Source organism: Pseudolabrys sp. Root1462, assembly GCF_001426945.1.
Classification (GTDB): Bacteria; Pseudomonadota; Alphaproteobacteria; order Rhizobiales; family Xanthobacteraceae; genus Pseudolabrys.
The window spans coordinates 289,029-308,159 of record NZ_LMFS01000003.1 but is presented as its reverse complement, the minus strand read 5'-3'; the positions used below and the strand labels follow the sequence as shown (position 1 = coordinate 308,159).

16 protein-coding genes are annotated in these 19,131 nt (G+C 66.1%); 9 read left to right on the top strand and 7 right to left on the bottom strand.

Translation table 11 applies throughout. The features are described from left to right. Window positions 1-12: 12 nt before the first annotated feature. From ASD45_RS18170 to ASD45_RS18160, 3 genes are all read right to left on the bottom strand, one after another. Window positions 13-657, bottom strand: a complete 645-nt coding sequence (locus tag ASD45_RS18170; RefSeq protein WP_056913092.1) for a glutathione S-transferase family protein — start codon at window positions 655-657, stop codon at window positions 13-15. A 70-nt stretch (window positions 658-727) separates the two neighbouring features. Beyond that, window positions 728-1,438 carry a DUF899 family protein gene (locus ASD45_RS18165; protein WP_056913091.1) on the bottom strand — a complete coding sequence of 237 codons (711 nt, stop codon included), beginning with the start codon at window positions 1,436-1,438 and terminating at the stop codon, window positions 728-730. Window positions 1,439-1,495: 57 nt separating this feature from the next. Further along, a complete protein-coding gene (locus ASD45_RS18160; protein ID WP_056913090.1) occupies window positions 1,496-1,921 on the bottom strand; it encodes a VOC family protein in 426 nt (141 codons plus the stop codon). Between the two features lie 121 nt (window positions 1,922-2,042). On the opposite strand from ASD45_RS18160, the gene ASD45_RS18155 reads away from it, so the two are divergent. After that, entirely contained in the window at window positions 2,043-2,525 is a 483-nt protein-coding gene (locus ASD45_RS18155; RefSeq protein ID WP_244485525.1) for a MarR family winged helix-turn-helix transcriptional regulator, read from the top strand. Window positions 2,526-2,527: 2 nt separating this feature from the next. On the opposite strand, the gene ASD45_RS18150 is transcribed toward ASD45_RS18155, so the two are convergent. From ASD45_RS18150 to ASD45_RS18140, 3 genes are read right to left on the bottom strand one after another with little or no spacing between them, the layout of a single operon-like run. Then, window positions 2,528-3,214 (bottom strand): glutathione S-transferase family protein, encoded by a 687-nt coding sequence (locus ASD45_RS18150; protein WP_056913089.1) that lies wholly within the window; start codon window positions 3,212-3,214, stop codon window positions 2,528-2,530. Window positions 3,215-3,217: 3 nt separating this feature from the next. Then, entirely contained in the window at window positions 3,218-3,703 is a 486-nt protein-coding gene (locus ASD45_RS18145) for an SRPBCC family protein (protein ID WP_056913088.1), read from the bottom strand. Beyond that, window positions 3,687-4,085, bottom strand: coding sequence for a metalloregulator ArsR/SmtB family transcription factor (locus ASD45_RS18140; RefSeq protein WP_056913087.1), 399 nt, complete (start codon window positions 4,083-4,085; stop codon window positions 3,687-3,689). The genes ASD45_RS18145 and ASD45_RS18140 overlap by 17 nt, the downstream gene beginning before the upstream one ends. A 145-nt stretch (window positions 4,086-4,230) precedes the next feature. Here ASD45_RS18140 and coaBC point away from each other — a divergent pair, with 145 nt between their 5' ends. From coaBC to ASD45_RS18120, 4 genes are all read left to right on the top strand, one after another. Continuing rightward, a complete protein-coding gene (coaBC, locus tag ASD45_RS18135; protein ID WP_056913086.1) occupies window positions 4,231-5,631 on the top strand; it encodes a bifunctional phosphopantothenoylcysteine decarboxylase/phosphopantothenate--cysteine ligase CoaBC in 1,401 nt (466 codons plus the stop codon). After that, complete coding sequence (dut, locus tag ASD45_RS18130; protein ID WP_056913591.1) at window positions 5,631-6,083, top strand: dUTP diphosphatase; 453 nt, start codon at window positions 5,631-5,633, stop codon at window positions 6,081-6,083. The genes coaBC and dut overlap by 1 nt, the downstream gene beginning before the upstream one ends. Before the next feature lie 80 nt (window positions 6,084-6,163). After that, the gene (locus ASD45_RS18125; protein WP_056913085.1) at window positions 6,164-6,574 is read left to right on the top strand and encodes an Rrf2 family transcriptional regulator; all 411 of its coding nucleotides are present in this window, start codon (window positions 6,164-6,166) and stop codon (window positions 6,572-6,574) included. Window positions 6,575-6,771: 197 nt separating this feature from the next. Then, window positions 6,772-9,270, top strand: a complete 2,499-nt coding sequence (locus ASD45_RS18120; RefSeq protein ID WP_162249461.1) for a PAS-domain containing protein — start codon at window positions 6,772-6,774, stop codon at window positions 9,268-9,270. Window positions 9,271-9,471: 201 nt separating this feature from the next. Here the strand turns inward: ASD45_RS18120 and ASD45_RS18115 are convergent, their stop codons facing one another. Further along, window positions 9,472-9,873 (bottom strand): hypothetical protein, encoded by a 402-nt coding sequence (locus tag ASD45_RS18115; RefSeq protein ID WP_156380968.1) that lies wholly within the window; start codon window positions 9,871-9,873, stop codon window positions 9,472-9,474. Between the two features lie 230 nt (window positions 9,874-10,103). Here ASD45_RS18115 and tsaE point away from each other — a divergent pair, with 230 nt between their 5' ends. The 4 genes from tsaE to addA all read left to right on the top strand — a co-directional run bounded on the left by tsaE (window position 10,104) and on the right by addA (window position 19,088). Continuing rightward, the gene (tsaE, locus tag ASD45_RS18110) at window positions 10,104-11,645 is read left to right on the top strand and encodes a tRNA (adenosine(37)-N6)-threonylcarbamoyltransferase complex ATPase subunit type 1 TsaE (protein ID WP_056913082.1); all 1,542 of its coding nucleotides are present in this window, start codon (window positions 10,104-10,106) and stop codon (window positions 11,643-11,645) included. Beyond that, complete coding sequence (locus ASD45_RS18105) at window positions 11,642-12,367, top strand: nucleotidyltransferase family protein (RefSeq protein WP_056913081.1); 726 nt, start codon at window positions 11,642-11,644, stop codon at window positions 12,365-12,367. Before tsaE ends, ASD45_RS18105 begins: the two co-directional genes overlap by 4 nt. 179 nt (window positions 12,368-12,546) lie before the next feature. Continuing rightward, a complete protein-coding gene (gene addB, locus ASD45_RS18100) occupies window positions 12,547-15,654 on the top strand; it encodes a double-strand break repair protein AddB (protein ID WP_056913080.1) in 3,108 nt (1,035 codons plus the stop codon). Then, the gene (addA, locus tag ASD45_RS18095; RefSeq protein WP_056913079.1) at window positions 15,651-19,088 is read left to right on the top strand and encodes a double-strand break repair helicase AddA; all 3,438 of its coding nucleotides are present in this window, start codon (window positions 15,651-15,653) and stop codon (window positions 19,086-19,088) included. The genes addB and addA overlap by 4 nt, the downstream gene beginning before the upstream one ends. The last annotated feature ends 43 nt before the right edge of the window (window positions 19,089-19,131 follow it).

Below are 19,131 nucleotides of genomic sequence, written 5' to 3'. Positions count from 1 at the left end.
AAGCTGGGCCGCTTACGCCGCGGCGCGGAAGTCGCCGAGCTGGGCGTCGAGCGCGCGCTTGAACGCCGGGCGCGCGAGGCAGCGCTCGAGATAGGCGGACAGGCGCGCATCGCTTTTGATGATGTCGGTGTAGTGCAGGATACGGAGCACCGCCGACATCATCAGATCGCCGGCGGTGAAACGCTCGCCGTCGAGATAGGGCTTGTCGCCGAGGTTCTTCGACAGTGCGGCGAGCCGGCGCCGCACGAAGGCCTCGGCGCCGGGGCGCCGCAGCTTGGCCCATTCCTCGTTGGTGTAGAAGAAATCGATGAGCGCGAGGTTCATGATGAACGGCTCGATCGAATTGAGCGCGGCTACAACCCACTGTGTCGCGCGGGCCCGGGCTTTCGGATCTTCCGGCAGCAGCGCTGTGCTACGTTCGCCGATGTGCAGGACGATGGCGCCGCTCTCGAACAGAGTAAATCCGTCTTCCTCGAAGATCGGCACCTGTCCGAATGGCTGCAGCGCGCGATAGTCATCCTTGTCCTGATCGCCCTGTTCAAGCAGGCGCGCTTGGTAGGGCAAGCCGGCCTCCTCAAGGGCCCAGCGGACGCGAAGGTCGCGGACCTGACCGCGGGCCAGGTCGGGAACCCAATGGAATGCGGATATGGTGATCATCGGCGTGCTCCTCCGGTGACGTAGCCGCCTGACGCGGCTCGTTCGATCAGCGCTTGAGTCTCGGACCGTTTCAGCGGCCGTAGTCGAGCTTGGGATACCAGTCGGGCTTGCGGCCTTCCGGCGTGCAATCGAGCACGGTCCAGATCGGCATCAGGTCCGGCGCGCCGCGCGGATCCTGGCCCGGATCGGCGGTCGAGAAATCCATCTCGCCACTCCAGAAGTGGCGGAGCGCGCCGTCACGGCGGGTGAAAACATGCAGACCGGCGTCGTCGCCGCCGTTTGCGCCGACAGCGTGGAAGTCGCGGCTGAATTCCTCGCTCGGATCCGAATAGAGCTTGAGCGCGCGCCAGCCGCGCTGCTGCTTGAAGGCGACGAGGCGCTCGATCGGCGAGCGCGCCGTCACCGCCAGCGCGACATTCTGCATGATGTCATTGGCCTCGCCGTCCCATGACGACAGCAGCGATGTGCACATCGGGCACGGCTTTTCGCGCTGCGGCCCGTACATGTAGGTGTAGATGACCAGCGTCTGCTTGTCGCCGAACATGGCCGCGAGGTCGGTCGGACCGTCCTCGCCGACGAAGCGATAATTTTTCACCTCGGCGCCGGGCGGCAATGCCCGGCGCATTTCGGCCACGCGCTCGATCTGGCGGCGAAGCTCGATTTCCTCAGCGAGCAGCGCGGTGCGTGCCTTGCGGTACGCCGCGCTCTCGCCGGGAATGCGAACCTTGCAGTTGCCGGCCAGCGCTTGGGCGGACGGCAGCGCTTTGTTGGTATCGAGCATCTTGGTCCTCCTGTTCGCTCCCAGTCGCGTCATCGTGCAGCGGCGAATTCCACCGCGCTAAGCCGCAGTGACCACCATCCAGTTGACGCCGAACTTATCGGCGACCATGCCGAAGCTGGACGCGAAGAAGGTCTTCATCAGCGGCTGGAGTACCGCGCCGCCCTCGCTCAGCGCCTTGAACTTCGTCTGCGCTTCGGCATCGTCCTTGGTGGTGAGCGCCAGCGAGATGCCTTTGAAATCCGGCTTGCCGCTCGCCATCCCGTCTGTCGCCATGATGACGGAGTCGCCGAGCCTGACGCTCGAATGCATGATCTTGTCGGCCGACGGCATCGGACCGGCGCAACCGTCACCGGACATGCCGGCATCGGCTGGCGCGTCCTTGAAACGCATCATCACGTCGACCTGGGCGCCGATCGCCTTCTTGTAGAATTCCAGCGCTTCTTCGCAGCGGCCTTCGAAACTCAGATACGGCTGGACTTGCATGATTTTCTCCCGTTCGAGGCCGGAATGGCCGTTTTCCCTGTGATTTCGCGACCCCACCGTAGCGGCCGCCCTTGACAATTACGTTGATATCAACATATTATTCGGTATGTCAATACGTCAGGTGGCAGAATTTTCGGACGCGTCGCAGGCGCTGCCTGAGGCGGCCGGCGAGGCGCTGCCCTTCGACAAGACGATCGAAGTGCGCGATGCGTGTTTGTGCCTGCATGTGCAGCGCGCGGCGCGGGCCCTGGCGCGGCGCTTCGACGTTGTTCTGAAGCCGCTCGATCTCACCAGCGGTCAATTCTCGCTACTGACATCGCTGAACCGCCCGGCGCCGCCGACCATCGGCAGCGTCGCCGACCTGCTGGCGATGGATCGCACCACGCTGACCGCAAATCTCAAGCCGCTGGAGCGGCGCGGCCTCATCGAGGTGGCGATCGACAAGGACGACAAACGCAGCCGGCGACTCATCATCACGCCGGCCGGCCGCGCCCTGCTCGCCAAGGCCTTTCCGATCTGGCGCGATGCCCATACCGCGCTCGAATTCAAGATCTCGCACGGCAGCGCCGACGACCTGCGGCGCATGCTCGGCGCGCTGCTGTAACATCAGCTCGCGCCTCGCGCTTCTTCCGGAAGCGTCGGCTTGGTGTCGAGCGGCACCCAGCTGAAAAACGGCTCCGCTTCCTTCAGCGCGCGCGCATAGGACGGACGTTTCACCAGGCGCTGGTAATAGGCCTTGAGGTTCGGCGTCGTATCGCTGAACGGCACCGCGAGGCTGGCGTAGAACAAGGCCGGCGAGGCCGCGCAATCGACCAGGCTGTAGTCATCGCCGAGCGCCCATGTCTTGCCGCCGAGCGTGGCATCGAAAATCGCGTAGGACTTCGCGAGCTTCGCCTTCGCCTCCGCAACGCCATGGGCATCGCCCGATCCTTCGGGCCGCAGGCGGTCGCCGACAATCTTCTGGATGTGATCGTGAATGTACAAGTCGAAGAAGCGATCCCACATGCGCGCCTGCCAGGCCGCGTCCGGGGACGCCGGCACCAGGCGTCGCGGCGCGTGGAAGCTCTCGAGATAGTCGATGATCACCGTTGCTTCGGCGACGGTCTGGCCGCGTTCTTCATCCCGCAACACCGGGAATTTGCCGACCGGCCACAGCGCATGAAGCGCGGCGGCGGCCGCTTCGTCGCCGAAATTCACGACGACCGGCTCGAACGTCACGTCGTGCTCATAGAGCGCGATCAGCGCCTTGTGGCAGTACGACGACAGCGGGTGATAGTAGAACTTCAGGGTCATGATTCAGCTCCGCATCATTGTGGTGACATAGCCGGCCAGTCGCGCCGTGGTCTCCTGAAGCCCCTCGGCAGCGCCGTGTTCGCGGATCACGAAATCGCGCGCCTCGGCGTTCGGGAACACACCGTGCCAGACGATGCGGGTGCGGCCCTGTCCAAGATCTTCGAACGTCACGGTCTGCGAGAATTTGATCGGCTCGCCGTTGCCGCCGCCGTGGTGATAGGCGATGCGCCGGTTCGGCACGATCTCGTCGAAGGTGATGCGGTTCTCGTAATCGCGGCCGTCCGGCCCGTGCATGACGAAGCGCCAGACGCCGCCGGGCTTGAACTCGAAATGCGAGGTCGTCGTGGTGAAGCCGTTCGGCCCCCACCATTGCGACAGATGTTTCACATCGGTGAAAGCGGTGAACACCAGATCGACCGGCGCATCGAACTCGCGCGTGCCTTTGATGGAAACGGGGTCGCCGAGATCGAGACTAGTCTTTGCGGGCATTGCCTTCTCCTTGACGCTTCACCGAACGGGATTTCTTTTTCGGCGCCGGGCGAACTGCCTGCTGCGCCTTCATGACTTCGAGATGGCTCTCGAGCTTGTCCATGCTCTGGCCCCAGAGCTTGCGATATTCCTCGAGCCAGTGCTCGACGCCGATAAAGCCTGCCGCGTCGATCTTGCAGGGCCGCATTTGCGCGTCGCGGCCGCGGGTGATCAGGCCAGCGTGCTCGAGCACCTTCAGGTGCTTCGAGATCGCCGGCAGGCTGATAGCGAACGGTTCGGCGAGTTTCTGCACCGAGGTCTCGCCAAGCGCGAGGCGCGCGAGAATCGCACGCCTCGTCGGATCGGCGAGCGCGGCGAAGGTGGTGCTGAGGCGATCGGACATCTATTTAGCCATCCGGTTAATTAACTCATGGGTTAAATACATCAGCGGCGTTTACTGTCAACCCGGCAGGGGGTAATTTTCGAATGATTGCATTGGCATCATTGCAATCATTCTTATTAAGCTTCTGTGATGGTGAGGTTTTTCGATGGCTTCCCTGACTGTCCGGCAGCTCGACGAGGCGCTGAAACAGCAGTTGCGGCTGCGTGCGGCGCGGAACGGCCGCTCCGTTGAAGATGAAGTGCGCGGCATCTTGCGCGAGGCGGCCGGAGAGACCGAAACACCGGCCCGACCGGCGGCACCGGACACGCCCGCCGGCGCGGCTTCCGCGGCCCACCCCCGGGTGCTGCTGATCATCGGCGGCGGCATCGCCGCCTACAAATCGCTCGACCTCATCCGCCGGCTGAAGGAGCGCGGCTTCGCCGTGCGCTGCGTTCTCACGCAGGCGGCGACGCAGTTCGTGACCCAGCTCGCCGCCGGCGCGCTGGTCGGCGGCCGCGTCTACACCGACCTGTTCAATCCCGAGCACGAGTTCGATATCGGCCATATCCGCCTGGCGCGCGAAGCCGATCTCGTCGTCGTCGCGCCGGCGACCGCCGATCTGATGGCGAAGATGGCGCAAGGCCACGCCAACGATCTCGCCACTGCCGTGCTACTGGCGACAACGGCTAAGATCTTGCTGGCGCCGGCAATGAACCCGGCGATGTGGGCGCACAAGGCGACGCAGCGCAATCTCAAGCAGCTCAAGGCCGACGGTGTCGCCTTGATCGGCCCGAATGCAGGCGAGATGGCGGAGCGCGGCGAACGCGGCCTTGGCCGCATGGCCGAGCCGCTGGAGATCGCCGGCGCCGTCGAGCGTTTGCTGAAAGCCGATGGCGCCGCGCTGCCGCTCAAGGGCAAACGCATCCTCATCACCGCCGGCCCGACGCATGAGCCGATCGATCCGGTGCGCTACATCGCCAACCGCTCCTCGGGCAAGCAGGGCTACGCCATCGCCGCCGCCGCCGCCGAAGCGGGCGCCGACGTCGTTCTGGTCAGCGGCCCGGTCAATCTGCCGAAGCCGGATAATGTCGAAGTCATCGACGTCGAAAGCGCACGCGACATGCTGGCCGCCGTCGAAAAAGCCCTGCCCGCCGACGTCGCAATCTTCGCTGCAGCGGTGGCCGACTGGCGCGTCGCCAATGCCGGCGATCAAAAGATCAAGAAGCAGCCGGGCGCGGCCACCCCGCAACTGGCGCTCGCCGAGAATCCCGACATTCTCTCGACCATTGCCCACCGCACCGCCGGCCGGCCGAGGCTGGTGATCGGCTTCGCCGCCGAGACCGAGCACGTCATCGCCAATGCCAAGGCCAAGCTCGCCCGCAAAGGCTGCGACTGGATTTTGGCCAACGACGTGTCACCATCGACCGGTATCATGGGCGGTGACAGCAACACCATTCACCTGGTGACAGCCGCCGGTGTCGATGACTGGCCGCCGCAAAGCAAAGAGGAGGCCGCAGCGATGCTGATCCAAAGGATCGCCGCGACTCTGACGGGAGACAAGAATTGATCAGTACCGAGATTCGGATCACGCGCCTGACGCACGCGCAGGATCTGCCGCTGCCGGCCTATCAGAGCGCGCTCGCCGCCGGCTTCGACTTCACCGCCGCGCTGCCCGCCGATGAGCCGTTGACCATCAAACCCGGCGCGCGCGCGCTGGTGCCGACCGGTCTGGCGATGGCATTGCCCGAGGGCTTCGAGGCGCAGGTACGTCCACGTTCGGGCCTGGCGATGAAGCAGGGACTGACCGTGCTCAACGCGCCGGGCACCATCGATGCCGATTATCGCGGCGAGGTGCAGGTGCTGCTGGTCAACCTCGGTAGCGAACCCGTTGTCGTCAGCCGGGGTATGCGAATCGCGCAATGCGTCATTGCAACCGTTGCGCGCGCCGTTTTTACCGAGGTAAATGTTCTCGATCAGACAACCCGCGGCACGGGCGGTTTCGGTTCCACCGGAAGTTGAGAAGCGCCGGCGTCTTTTGCGCTAGACGTTTTATCAACTGTAATCTATTACCTTTGCATTAGTTGCATGTGGTGCCGATTATGCCGCTCGTTTCCCGCAAGGGCGTCCTCGCCATTGCCGCCGTGATCGATGTCGCCGTGAACGCCAGTAATCGGCCGGTTTCGGCCAAGGCGTTGGCGGCGCGCCACCAGTTGCCGCCGCGCCATCTGGAGCCCGTGCTGCAAGCGCTGGTGCGCGACGGCATCCTGCGCGGCATTCGCGGCCCGCACGGCGGCTACGAACTGGCGCGCGAACATCACCAGATCACCGCCGAAGATATCCTGCGCGCCGCATCCAGCACCGAAGAGGCCGAAGATCCGCCGCTGCCGCCGTCCGGGCTGGTCAGCGATGTGGTGCGTCCGGCGCTGGCGGAAGCGGAGCGCAGCTTCTCGACCGCGCTCGCCGCGATCAGCGTCGAAGCCATGACGAAGCAGGTCCTCGATCAGGGCTAGCGCCCGCCGAATTGCCGGCGCCGCTGGAATGATTGCTGTGCCTTGCTCCGTTCCCCTTATGGACTCTATCGGCGGGAGTCGCCTGAGGGGTAAAGTCCAATGATTCGCGAGCGGTACGGCGGTGAGCGACCGCACTCCTTGACGCGTCCCGTGGGGCAATCTGAATGCCGGAAGGATTCCGGACGGCGAACGAGGCATTGCGTTCTCGTCCGATACGAGGCGGATTCTTCGCCGCCGTCATCCTGACAGGTCTGACCGTCGCGCAAGATGCGGCGGCGGCCGATGGATCGGCGCTCGATCGCGCGGTGGCCTCGTTCGGCCGCCAGGAAATTGCGACCTTCACGCTGCTCGCCGGCCTCGTTTGCTTCGCCGTGCTCGCCACCGCCGTGCTGATTCGCAGCCGCGGCGGCCGTCGCGATCACGTGTCGCGTGACGACGCCATGGCGATGCAGGCGGAGATCGACCGGCTCCGGCAACTGTTGCTGTCGCAGCCCCAGGTCATCATCACCTGGCCGGCGGCGGCGGACGAACCGGAAATTCTAGGCGATACCGCCATTGTCGCGCCCGGCGGCGCGCCGCAGCGCGTGCTCGCTTTCGGTGCCTGGCTCGAACCGGCGGCGGCGCAGCGCATGGAAGATGCGGTGACGCGGCTGCGGGGCGAAGGTCGCGGCTTCGTCATGACGCTGACCACCCAGGCCGGTCGGCCGCTCGAAGCCGAAGGGCGGGCGCTCGGCGGCCGCGCCGTGCTCCGCTTGCGTGATGTCAGTGGCATCGAAAGCGAACTGGTGGCGGTCTCGACCAAGCACGACCGTCTCGCCGGCGATCTCGAAACCCTGAAGACGATGCTCGAGGCGCTGCCGGCGCCGGTCTGGGCGCGCGATGCCGCCGGCCGTCTCATCTTCGTCAACTCCGCCTATGCCCACGCCGTCGAGGCGGACGACGCAACCGGCGCGGTCGAACGCAATCTCGAGCTGCTGGAAGGGACCGCCCGCGCCGAGATCATGCGGTTGCGCGCTGACGGTCAGTCGTTTGCCAAGCGCCTGCCCGCCGTGGTCGCCGGTGAACGGCGCATTTTCGACGTGCTCGACACCCCGACGGTGTTCGGTGCCGCAGGCATCGCCATCGATCGCACCGAGGCGGAAACCATGCGCACCGAATTGCGGCGCATGACCGAGGCGCATCGGCGCCTCCTCGACCAGCTCGCCACCGGCGTCGCCATCTTCAACGCCGACCGCAAGCTCACATTCTACAACACTGCATTTCGCGCGCTGTTCGATCTCGATCCCGTCATGCTCGACCAGACGCCGACCGACACCAGCGTTCTCGATACGCTGCGCAGCGCGCGCAAGCTGCCCGAGGAGCAGGACTTCCGGCAGTGGAAGCAGCAGCTCTATGAAGCTTACCGCGCCGTCGAGCCGAAGGAGCACATGTGGCATCTGCCGGACGGCCGCACCTTGCGCGTCGTCACCACGCCCAATCCCGAAGGCGGCGTGACGTACCTGTACGACGATGTTACCGAGCGGCTCGCGATGCGCCGCAACTACGAAGCGCTCAACAAGGTGCAGAGCGAGACGCTCGATAATCTCGCCGAAGCGGTTGCCGTGTTCGGCTCGGACGGGCGCGTCCGCCTGCACAATCCGGCGTTCCAGCGTCTGTGGAAGCTGACGCCCGAGGCGCTGAACACGCATCCGCACGTCGAGGCCGTCACCGCCTGGTCGCAGGCGCTGCACGACGACAGCGCACTGTGGCGAGGCCTGCGCGCCGGGGTGACCGGCATCGACAACCGCACGCCGCTCACCGCGCGCATCGAGCGCCGCGACGGCATGATGATCGACATGGCCACCATGCCGCTGCCGGATGGCGCGACGCTGGTCACGTTCCAGGACGTCACCGACACCGTCAATGTCGAGCGCGCGCTGCGCGAGCGCAACGAAGCGCTCGTCGCCGCCGACTCGATCAAGATCGAGTTCGTGCATCACGTCTCTTATGAATTGCGCTCGCCGCTGACGAACATCATCGGTTTCGCCAACCTGCTGGCCGATCCGGTGTTCGGCCCGCTGACGCCGAAGCAGCACGAATATCTCGGCTACATCACCACCTCGACCAACGCGCTGCTGGCGATCATCAACAACATCCTGGACCTCGCGACCATCGATGCCGGCGCGATGACGCTGAATCTGACGCAGGTGGATATTCGTTCGTCGATGGCGGAAGCCGCAGAGGGCGTGCAGGACCGGCTGATCAAGAACAATCTGCGGCTCGACATCGTCGCGGCTTCGGACATCGGCAGCTTTGCCGCCGACGCCAAGCGGCTGCGGCAGATCCTCTTCAATCTCTTGTCGAATGCGATCGGCTTCTCGCCGGCCAACGCGACAGTCACGCTCGCTGCCGAGCGCCGCAATGGCGACGTGATCTTCTCGGTGACCGACCACGGCCCCGGCATCGAGCCGGCACGGCAGGAGAAGGTTTTCGACATGTTCGAGACCGACTCCAAGGGTTCGCAGCATCGCGGCACGGGGCTTGGCCTGTCGCTTGTGCGCTCCTTCGTCGAACTGCACGGCGGCTCGGTGTCGATCGATTCCACCGTCGGCCGCGGAACTACCTTCACCTGCGTCTTCCCGGCCGAGCAGCATCGCCAGCCGGCTGAAACCGAGCCGGCCCGGATCGCCGCGCCGGCCAAGCGCAGCGCGGCTTAAACCGCCCTCGACAATCTCCGCTCGTCCCCGCGAAAGCGGGGACCCAGTTCTTCACTTCTGGATTCCCGCTTTCGCGGGAATGAACGGAGTTTTTTACTCCGCCGCCACCCCCAAAAGAAAACCCCCGCGGCGAACCGCGGGGGCCTTGGCTTACGCATCTACGCGCACAAGACGCTACGCTACACTTACCCCGGGAGAGGCTTAGCGATAGTAGCGCTGAGCACGCGGCGCGTAGCCGACGTACTGACCGTCGACGCAGGCTTCACGATTGGCGCCGAACAGCGCATGGAAGCCGCGGCACGGCTGCACAACGCCGTCGATCAGCGCGACAGTGCCGATACCGGCAACGCCGCCGACAGCGGCCGCACCGGCGGCGGTGGTGGGAAGCGCGGTGCCGGCAATGGCAGGCGCGGCGCCGTACCAGCCGTTAGCAAGACCGACGCCTACGGCCGTGCCGACAGCGGCACCAGCCAGCGGCGCGCCATAGCTGACGTACGGGCCTTCGCTGCGGCCGTAAGCCGGCTCGGCGCTCGCCAGGGTCGGCATCGCAATGGCAGCCGCGACGACTGCAGCGGCGGAAAGTCCGGTGATAAATCTACGCATGAGAATTCTCCATTTTCTTCGTTCGTCAAACCCCTCGGCACCGTCAACGTGCCCCCGACGGGAAGCGTTCCGAAAACAGGGGAAAATCGCGATGTTTCCTCAACCAAGGCGACGATGTGATGAAGCGCGGTCAAAACAAGGCACGATCGCGGCAGTTTGGAAGCCAACGCTCACTAGCGGCTCGCGCCACGTCTTGCTTATAAAGAAGCGTCTCAATTCAGGATGATTCGATGTCGGCCCCAAGTTCCGGCGCTTTCAGTTTCTCGACCGCGCTCGGCGACGAAGCGGCGACGCGTCGGCTCGCGGCCGACATCGCCAACCTGATCGAGCCCGGCGACGTCATCGCGCTGTCGGGCGATCTCGGCGCCGGCAAGTCGGCTTTCGCCCGCGCCTTCATCCGTCACCTCGCCGGCGACGATGAACTCGAAGTACCGAGCCCGACCTTCACGCTGATGCAGACTTACGATCTGCCGCGCTTTCATCTGGTCCATGCCGATCTCTACCGGTTGTCGGGCCCCGACGAACTCAGCGAACTGGGCTTCGATGACGAAGCCGCCTCGACCGTGATGCTGATCGAATGGCCGGACCGCGCCGCAGGGTATCTGCCGCCCGACCGCATCGATGTCGCGCTCGCGCTCGATGCCGCGCAGAGCGACAGCTATCGCCACTGCGAGGTTACCGGCCATGGCAGACTCGCCTCGCGCGTCGAACGCATTCAGGTCGTTCGCCGCTTCCTCAGCGACATGAGTTTTAGCGCCGCGCGCCGCACGCGCATGCAGGGCGACGCCTCGACCCGCATGTATGAGCGACTCGAGCGCGACGGCGCCAGCTACATTCTGATGAACGCGCCGCGCCGTCCCGATGGACCGCCGGTCGAGGACGGCAAGCCCTACAGCGCCATCGCCCATCTCGCCGAGGACGTGACGCCGTTCATCGCCATGGCGCGCGCGCTACGCGATGGCGGCTTCTCCGCGCCCGAACTGATCGCCAGCGATCGGGCCGCAGGTTTGATCGTTCTCGAAGACCTCGGCAGCGAAGCGGTCGTGGCCGGCGATCCGCCGGCGCCGCTCGAAGAGCGTTATGTCGCCGCGGTCGATCTGCTCGCGGCCTTGCACAGCGTGCCGAAGCCAGACGTGCTGCGGGTCGATGCCAGCACGATGTACCGGGTGCCGCGCTACGACATCGGCGCCATGCTGATCGAAGTATCGCTGCTGATCGACTGGTTCCTGCCGTTCCGCGACGTGACGCCGGGCGATGCCTTGCGCGCCGATTATCGCATGCTGTGGCGCGACGCGCTGCAGCCGGCGCTCGCGGCGCCCCCGACTTGGGTGCTGCGCGATTATCATTCGCCGAACCTGATCTGGCTGCCGCACCGCGATGGTATCAAGCGCGTCGGCGTTCTCGACTTCCAGGACGCGGTCATGGGCCCGGCGGCCTACGACGTCGCCTCGCTGCTGCAGGATGCGCGCGTCGATGTGCCGGAAGCACTCGAGATCGGCTTGCTTACGCGTTACACGCGGGCGCGGCTCAACGAGCCCGACTTTGACGCCAAGAGGTTCACACACCTCTATGCACTGATGGCGGCGCAGCGCGCGTCGAAAATTCTCGGCATCTTCGCCCGCCTCGACAAGCGCGACGGCAAGCCGCAATATTTGCGTCATCTGCCGCGCGTATGGACCTATCTGCAGCGTGCGCTGGCGCATCCCGCCTTGGCGCCGCTTTCCGCCTGGTACCGCGACAACATTCCCGCACCGGACACGAAAAATCCATGAGCATCGAAACGCCGCGCCGCGCCATGGTGCTTGCCGCCGGCTTCGGCCAGCGCATGCGGCCGCTGACCGATACGATGCCGAAGCCGCTGGTCAAGGTCGCCGGAAAGGCACTGCTCGATCATGTGCTCGACCGGCTCGCCAATGCCGGCGTTCAGAAGGCGATCGTGAACGTGCATTATCTCGGCGCGCAGATCATCGCGCATGTCGCGCAGCGCCGCCGGCCCGCGGTCGTCATATCGGACGAGCGCGACGCGCTGCTCGACACCGGGGGCGGCGTTGTCAAGGCGCTGCCGCTGATCGGCCCGGCGCCGTTCTATCACATCAATTCCGACACGATCTGGATCGACGGCGTGCAGCCGAACCTGACGCGGCTCGCCGAACGCTTCGACGCGGCGACGATGGATGCGCTGCTTCTATTGGCGCCGACGGCCGGCAGCATCGGCTATGCCGGGCGCGGCGATTTTCTGATGGCCGCGGACGGCCGCCTTCATCCGCGCGCTGAGCGCGACGTCGCGCCCTTCGTCTATGCCGGCGCCGCGATCCTGTCGCCGCAGATGTTCGACGGCGCGCCGCAGGGCGCTTTTTCGCTGACCAAGCTGTTCAACCGCGCCATCGAGAACGGCCGGCTCTACGGCCTGCGCCTTGACGGCCTGTGGATGCATGTCGGTACGCCCGACGCAATCGGCCAGGCGGAACGGGCGATCGCCGAGAGCGCGGGGTAGGTTTGCGCCATGCCCGGCGGTCATCACTCGGTGGCACGAGTGCAGCAGCGGGTTGCACGCTGCGGAGTCCAGCCAGGTTGACTAAGCTTGCTTCCGGATTCCAGGTTCGCTCGCTGAACGCCCGCGCTCGGAGCGACTGGCAATCCACCCATCCATCATTCTTCGTGTAAGCTCGCCGCATGAAGCCCAATGTCTTCACCATCCCCGCTTCGGCGCCATTCTTGCCGGCGCTGATCGATGCGTTGCTCGCTGGCCGGCTGGTGCAGGGCTTTCCGGCTTCGGACGATCCGCTCGAATTGTCCCGCGCCACGCTGTATCTGCCGACGCGGCGAGCCTGCCGGCTCGCGCGAGACGTCTTTCTCGATCGGCTCGGCACAGAGGCCGCGATCCTGCCCCGTATCGTGCCGCTCGGCGACATCGACGAGGACGAGATCGCTTTCGCCGAAGCCGCCACCGGAGCACTCGCCGAAGCCGCGCTGGCTCTGCCGCCGGCGATCGCGCCGCTGGAGCGTCGGCTGTTGCTCGCCGAGCTCATCCTGCAATGGGCCAACACGCCCGAGGTGCGCGGCGCTGCCGGCTCGCCGCTGATCGCCAACACCCCGCCGGCCGCACTCGGACTCGCCGACGACCTGGCGCGGCTGATGGACGACATGACGACGCGGCAGGTGGCGTGGAGCGAACTCGACGGCCTGGTGCCCGACGATCTCGATCACTACTGGCAGTTGTCGCTGCGCTTCCTCAAGATCGCGCGCGAAGCCTGGCCGGCGCTGCGCGCCGAACGCGGCGCCATCGAGGCAACCGAACGCCGCGACCAGCTCATCGAAGCCGAAGCCAGGCGTTTGGCCGGCAGCGACGCCCCGGTCATCGCCGCCGGTTCGACAGGCTCGATGCCGGCGACCGCTAAACTGCTGGCCACGATCGCGAAGTTGCCGCATGGCGCCGTGGTACTTCCGGGGCTCGATCTCGATCTCGACGCCGCGTCGTGGGATCAGATTTCCGGCCGCGACGACGACAAGACCCATGACGGCACACCGGCCGCCGGGCATGCGCAATTCGCCATGCAGGCGCTGCTCAAGACCATCGGCATCACGCGCGACGAGATCGAAACGCTCAGCCCGCCGGCGCCGTTCGGCCGCGAGGCGCTGGTGTCCGAGGCGTTACGTCCCGCCGCCACCACCGAACGCTGGCAGGCGCATCGCGACATGCCGGACTTCGCCGCGGCGACCGACCGGGCGCTCGCCGCGGTGACCGCGATTGAATCCGCGAATGCCGAGGAAGAGGCGCTCAGCATCGCCGTTACCTTGCGCGAGGCGCTCGACACGCCCGGCAAGACCGCGGCACTGGTCACGCCGGATCGCGCGCTGGCCCGCCGCGTGCGCGCCGCGCTCGACCGCTGGCATGTCGCAGTGGACGATTCCGGCGGCGATTCGCTCGCCGATACAAGCGCCGGCGTGTTCGCGCGGCTGGCCGGCGACGTCGCGCTCAATGGCTGCGAACCGGTGACGCTGCTGGCGCTGCTCAAGCACCCCTTGCTGCGGCTCGGTGCGACCGATGGCGGACTACGCAATGCCGTTGCGGCGTTGGAGCGCGCCCTGCTGCGTGGGCCGCGGCCACGCCCGGGCAGCGACGGCCTGCGCCAGGCGATCATGCATTTCCGCGCCAACCGCGACGAGATGCATCGCAGCGACCCGCGTTGGCTGATCACGCCGGAGGAAATCGATGCTGCCGCCGGTTTGATCGAAGGACTGGGCGAGGCGCTGGCCCCGCTCGAGCAGCTCAAGGGCGCCGATCACCGTCTCGCGGCGCTGACGTCCTGCCACAAGAATGTCGTCGCCGCGCTCAGCCGCAATAGTGACGAGGTTGCCGCTTTCGACAATAACGACGGCGAAGCGCTCTCGCGCGCTTACGTCGAGATCATTGAAAGCCCGACCGCCAACGGCCTGGCCATTTCGCGCGGCGATTACCTCGAGCTGTTTCACACCGCGATCGCCGACCGCGTGGTGCGGCGGCCGGAGATTCGCGACGTCCGCGTCCATATCTACGGTCCGCTCGAAGCCCGCTTGCAGAACTTCGATCTCGTCGTGCTCGGTGGCCTCAATGAAACCACCTGGCCGCCGGAGACGCGCAGCGATCCGTGGCTGTCGCGGCCGATGCGGCGCAAACTCGGCCTCGATGCGCCGGAGCGGCGCATCGGCCTGTCGGCGCACGATTTCGCGCAGATGATGGGTGCGCGCGAAGTGGTCCTGAGCCGCGCCGCCAAGGTCGCCGGTGCGCCGACCGTGAGTTCGCGCTTCGTGCAGCGCATTGCGGCGCTCGCCGGCGCAGCGCGCTGGCAGGAAGTGACCAGGCGCGGCGAGCGCATTCTCGCTTTTGCCCGCGCGCTGGATCAGCCGGCCGAAGTGAAGGCCATCGAACGTCCGGCACCAAAGCCGCCCATCGAGGCGCGGCCGTCGCGGCTGTCGGTCACAGCCATCGAAGACTGGCTGCGCGATCCCTACACGGTTTACGCCAAGCACATTCTGCGCCTGCAACCGCTCGATCCGGTCGATACACCGCCCGGTGCGCGCGACCGCGGCACCGTGATTCACGGCGCCATCGGCGACTTCACGGTGAAGTTCGCCGACAGTCTGCCGCTCGAGCCGCTCGGCGAATTGCTCAAACTCGGTGAAGCGCGGTTTGCCGCGCTCAGCGACTTTCCCGAAGCGCGCGCCTTCTGGTGGCCGCGCTTCAAGCGCATCGCCCAGTGGTTCGTGCAGTGGGAGCGCAACCGCCGCGCCACGGTGCAAACGCTGCATGCCGAGATCAAGGGCGAGTTCAAGTTTCCGATCGGGCAGCGCGAGTTCACGCTGTCGGCCATCGCCGACCGCATCGAATGGCGGCGCGACGGCTCTTACGCCATCGTCGATTACAAGACCGGCCAGGCCCGCACCGAAAAGCAGGTGCGCACCGGGCTGGCGCCGCAGCTCACTTTGGAAGGCGCCATCCTGCGCAAGGGCGGTTTCAAGCCGCTGCGGCCCGGCTCGGTTGCCGAGGTCGCCTATGTGACATTGCGCGGCGGCTATCAGCCCGGCAAGGATGAAACCATCGATTTCAAGGACGGCACGCCGGACACGCAGGCCGACCACGCGCTGACGCGGCTGATCGAGCTTGCCAACACCTTCGAGGATGCCGGCGTGCCCTATCTGTCGCTGGTGCATCCGATGTGGAGCAATCACTACGGCGACTACGATCATCTGGCGCGCGTCAAGGAATGGTCGCTCGGCGGACGGGATGAGGAGTTGCCATGAGTACCGGCAAGAGCGGCACCCGCGTCATTCCCGATCACGTTCGCAATGTGCAGATCGAGGCCGCCGATCCGGACATTTCGGCCTTCGTCTCCGCCAATGCCGGCTCCGGCAAGACCCATGTGCTGGCGCAGCGCGTCATCAATCTGCTGCTGCGCGGCACCGACCCGGCCAAGATCCTCTGTATCACCTTCACCAAGGCGGCCGCCGCCAACATGGCGACGCGCGTGTTCGACACGTTGGCGGCCTGGAGCACGCTGCCGGACGCCGAACTCGACGAGAAGATCCGGTTGTCCACCGGCAAGCTCGCCGGCCCGGCGCAGCGCGCGCGGGCCCGGCGGCTGTTCGCCTCGGCGCTGGAAACCCCCGGCGGACTGAAAGTGCAGACCATCCACGCTTTCTGCACGCGGCTGCTGCACCAGTTTCCGTTCGAGGCCAATGTCGGCGCACGCTTCTCGGTGCTCGACGACGCCACCACGGCGGAATTGCTCAATCGGCTGACGCTCGACGTGCTCCAGGAGGCCTCGGCCGACGCCAACACGGCGCTCGGCCGCGCGCTCGCCACCGCCATCGTCGTCGCCGCCGACCAGACTTTCATGGATGTGATCGGCGACGCCATCAAGAAGCGCGACACCATCGAGCACTGGATCAGGCAGGCCGGCTCGATCGACGCGGCGATGGACGCGCTGTCGCAAAGCTTCGGCATCGCGCCGGGCGACACTGCCGAATCGCTGGAGCGCGAATTCTTCTCGCATTCGGTCATCCCGGAAAGCGACTGGCCGGCGCTGATCGAGGTGCTGTCGCGCGGCGCCAAGACCGAACAGGGGCACATCGACGCGCTCGTCGCGGCGCAGGCCAGCATCGGCCGCGAGCGCATCAACAATTATCTGCGAATTTTCTGCACCGCCGAACTGGCGCCGCGCAAGAACATCGTCACCAAGGCGATCGCCGACGAGCATCCGGTCTGGCTCGACCTGCTGCGCCAGGAGCAGGGCCGCGTCTGCGCCCTGCTCGCCCGCGAACGCGCGGTGGCGGCGCGCGACCGCACCCGCGCGCTGGTCACCATTGCTGCCGAAGTGATCAAACGCTATCGCGCGGAGAAAGAGCGCCGCGCGCTGCTCGACTATGACGATCTGATCGACAAGACGCTGCAACTGTTCGGTCAGGCTTCCGCCGCCTGGGTGTTGTACAAGCTCGATCTCGGCATCGACCATGTGCTGATCGACGAGGCGCAGGATACGAGCCCCAAGCAGTGGCAGGTGATCAGCACCATCGTCGGCGAATTCGTGGCCGGCGGCGCGCGACCCGACCTCAAGCGCACCGTGTTCGCGGTCGGCGACGAGAAACAGTCGATCTTCTCGTTCCAGGGCGCCGCGCCGCACGAGTTCGACGAGATGCGGCGCATGTTCGAGCGGCAGTTCACCAGCCAGCAGCAGGGCTGGAAGTTTCTGCGCTTTCAGTATTCATTCCGCTCCGGCGAGACGGTGCTTGGCTCGGTCGATGAGGTGTTCAAGGCGCCCGACGTTTATGCCAGCGTCACCACCGATACGGTGGGCATGCCGGAGCATCACGCGCTGCCGGAAACCGCGCCCGGTCTGGTGGAAATCTGGCCGCTGATCGAGCCTTCCGAACGCCGCGACATGGAAGGCTGGGACGCGCCGTTCGACACCGAAAGCGAGGAAAGCCCGCGCGTGAGGCTGGCGCGGCGTATTGCCCGACAGGTCAAGATCTGGATCGATCACGGCCTCAAGGCCGGCCATGTTCTGGTGTTGGTGCGTCAGCGCGGGCCGCTGTTCGAGTCGATCATCCGCGCGCTCAAGAGCGCCGGCATTGCGGTGGCCGGCGCCGACCGTCTGGTGCTCACCGAGCATATCGCGGTGATGGACCTGATGGCACTGGCGGATTGCCTGCTGCTCGCCGACGACGATCTGGCGCTCGCCAGCGTGCTGAAGTCGCCGCTGTTCGGCCTGTCCGAAGAGCAACTGTTCGCACTGGCTTACGGCCGCAAGGGCTCGCTGCGCGCCAGCCTTCTTGCGAAAGCCGGTGACGACCTGTCCTTCGCCGCAGCGGCGCGGCGGCTCGACGAACTCGACGGCGCGGCACGGCACATGACGCCGTTCGCCTTCTTCGCTCATGTGCTCGGCCCGCTCCGCGGCCGCGCCGAAATCCTGCGGCGTCTCGGCCCGGAAGCCAACGATGCTCTCGACGAATTCCTCAACCTCGCGCTCGACTACGAGACGCGCGAAACACCGTCGCTGCAAGGCTTCCTCGCCTGGCTGCGTGCGGCGCAGAGCGAAGTGCGACGCGACATGGAATTGGCGCGTGACGAAGTGCGGGTGATGACCGTACACGGCGCCAAGGGTCTGGAAGCCAACACCGTAATCCTGGCCGACACCACCTCGAAGCCGACCGGCAAGCAGGACCCGCGCCTGTTCAATCTCGACCAGGGCGCGCTGGTCTGGGCCAAGGGGCAGAAGGAGGATGTCGAAGCATTGTCGGACGCGCGCGCGATGGCGCAGCGCGAGGCGCGCGACGAATATCGCCGCCTGCTCTACGTGGCCATGACGCGCGCCGCCGAACGGCTGGTGATCTGCGGCTCCAAGGGCACTCAGAAGATTCCGACCGGCTGCTGGTACGAACTCGTCAGCGACGCGCTGCGCGATCAGAGTCGCGAAGAGCCGGCCGATGACGGCGACGGCAATGTGTGGCGCTTCCGCAAGGGCGAGCCGATTGCGGCGCCGCCGCCGGCGAACGACAACAAAACCGGCAAGAAGGACGAGCCGATCGCTCTGCCCGGCTGGCTGACGCGCAACGCGCCGCGCGAGGACATCGCGGTGCGCACGGTAACGCCATCGGGCTTTGCCGACGACGAACAACGGCCGGTCTTCACCAGTGGTGATGGTACTGCGCTGCTGCGCGGTTCGCTGACGCATCGCCTGCTGCAATCGCTGCCCGGCATTCCTGCCGAGCGCAGGCTCAAGGCGGCCGAGGATTACCTCGCCCGCTCCGGCGAGGACTTATCCGCCGCCGATCGCGCCAGGCTGGCCGCCGACGTGTTGGGCGTGCTCGACGATGTCCGCTTTCGCGATTTGTTCGGTCCGGGCAGCCGCGCCGAGGTGCCGATCGTCGGCCGGCTGCGCATCGGCGGCGACGAGGTCCGCGTCAGCGGCCAGGTCGACCGCCTCGTCGTCACAGCGGACTGGGTGCTGATCGCCGACTACAAGACGAATCGGCCGGCGCCGCGCAGCCTTGGCGAGGTTCCGCCACTTTATGTCCGCCAGCTTGCATTGTACCGCGCCGTCCTCGCCAAATTATACCCCGGCCGGGCCATCCGCTGCGCCCTCATCTGGACCGAAGTACCTGATCTGATGGAGCTTTCCAGCGAAGCGCTGACCCATGCCCTGGCGACGGTCACGTCCCCGCGATCACTGTCTTGACGCTGTAGGGGCCCGTCCATACGTTCCGGGCCTCGCAATTCTG

Excerpts from the sequence above, each read along its gene's own strand:
- ASD45_RS18170 (WP_056913092.1), bottom strand. The coding sequence starts at position 657 with ATGATCACCATATCCGCATTCCATTGGGTTCCCGACCTGGCCCGCGGT.
- ASD45_RS18165 (WP_056913091.1), bottom strand. The coding sequence starts at position 1,438 with ATGCTCGATACCAACAAAGCGCTGCCGTCCGCCCAAGCGCTGGCCGGC.
- ASD45_RS18160 (WP_056913090.1), bottom strand. The coding sequence starts at position 1,921 with ATGCAAGTCCAGCCGTATCTGAGTTTCGAAGGCCGCTGCGAAGAAGCG.
- ASD45_RS18150 (WP_056913089.1), bottom strand. The coding sequence starts at position 3,214 with ATGACCCTGAAGTTCTACTATCACCCGCTGTCGTCGTACTGCCACAAG.
- ASD45_RS18145 (WP_056913088.1), bottom strand. The coding sequence starts at position 3,703 with ATGCCCGCAAAGACTAGTCTCGATCTCGGCGACCCCGTTTCCATCAAA.
- ASD45_RS18140 (WP_056913087.1), bottom strand. The coding sequence starts at position 4,085 with ATGTCCGATCGCCTCAGCACCACCTTCGCCGCGCTCGCCGATCCGACG.
- coaBC (WP_056913086.1), top strand. The coding sequence starts at position 4,231 with ATGGCTTCCCTGACTGTCCGGCAGCTCGACGAGGCGCTGAAACAGCAG.
- ASD45_RS18125 (WP_056913085.1), top strand. The coding sequence starts at position 6,164 with ATGCCGCTCGTTTCCCGCAAGGGCGTCCTCGCCATTGCCGCCGTGATC.
- ASD45_RS18115 (WP_156380968.1), bottom strand. The coding sequence starts at position 9,873 with ATGCGTAGATTTATCACCGGACTTTCCGCCGCTGCAGTCGTCGCGGCT.
- tsaE (WP_056913082.1), top strand. The coding sequence starts at position 10,104 with ATGTCGGCCCCAAGTTCCGGCGCTTTCAGTTTCTCGACCGCGCTCGGC.
- ASD45_RS18105 (WP_056913081.1), top strand. The coding sequence starts at position 11,642 with ATGAGCATCGAAACGCCGCGCCGCGCCATGGTGCTTGCCGCCGGCTTC.
- addB (WP_056913080.1), top strand. The coding sequence starts at position 12,547 with ATGAAGCCCAATGTCTTCACCATCCCCGCTTCGGCGCCATTCTTGCCG.
- addA (WP_056913079.1), top strand. The coding sequence starts at position 15,651 with ATGAGTACCGGCAAGAGCGGCACCCGCGTCATTCCCGATCACGTTCGC.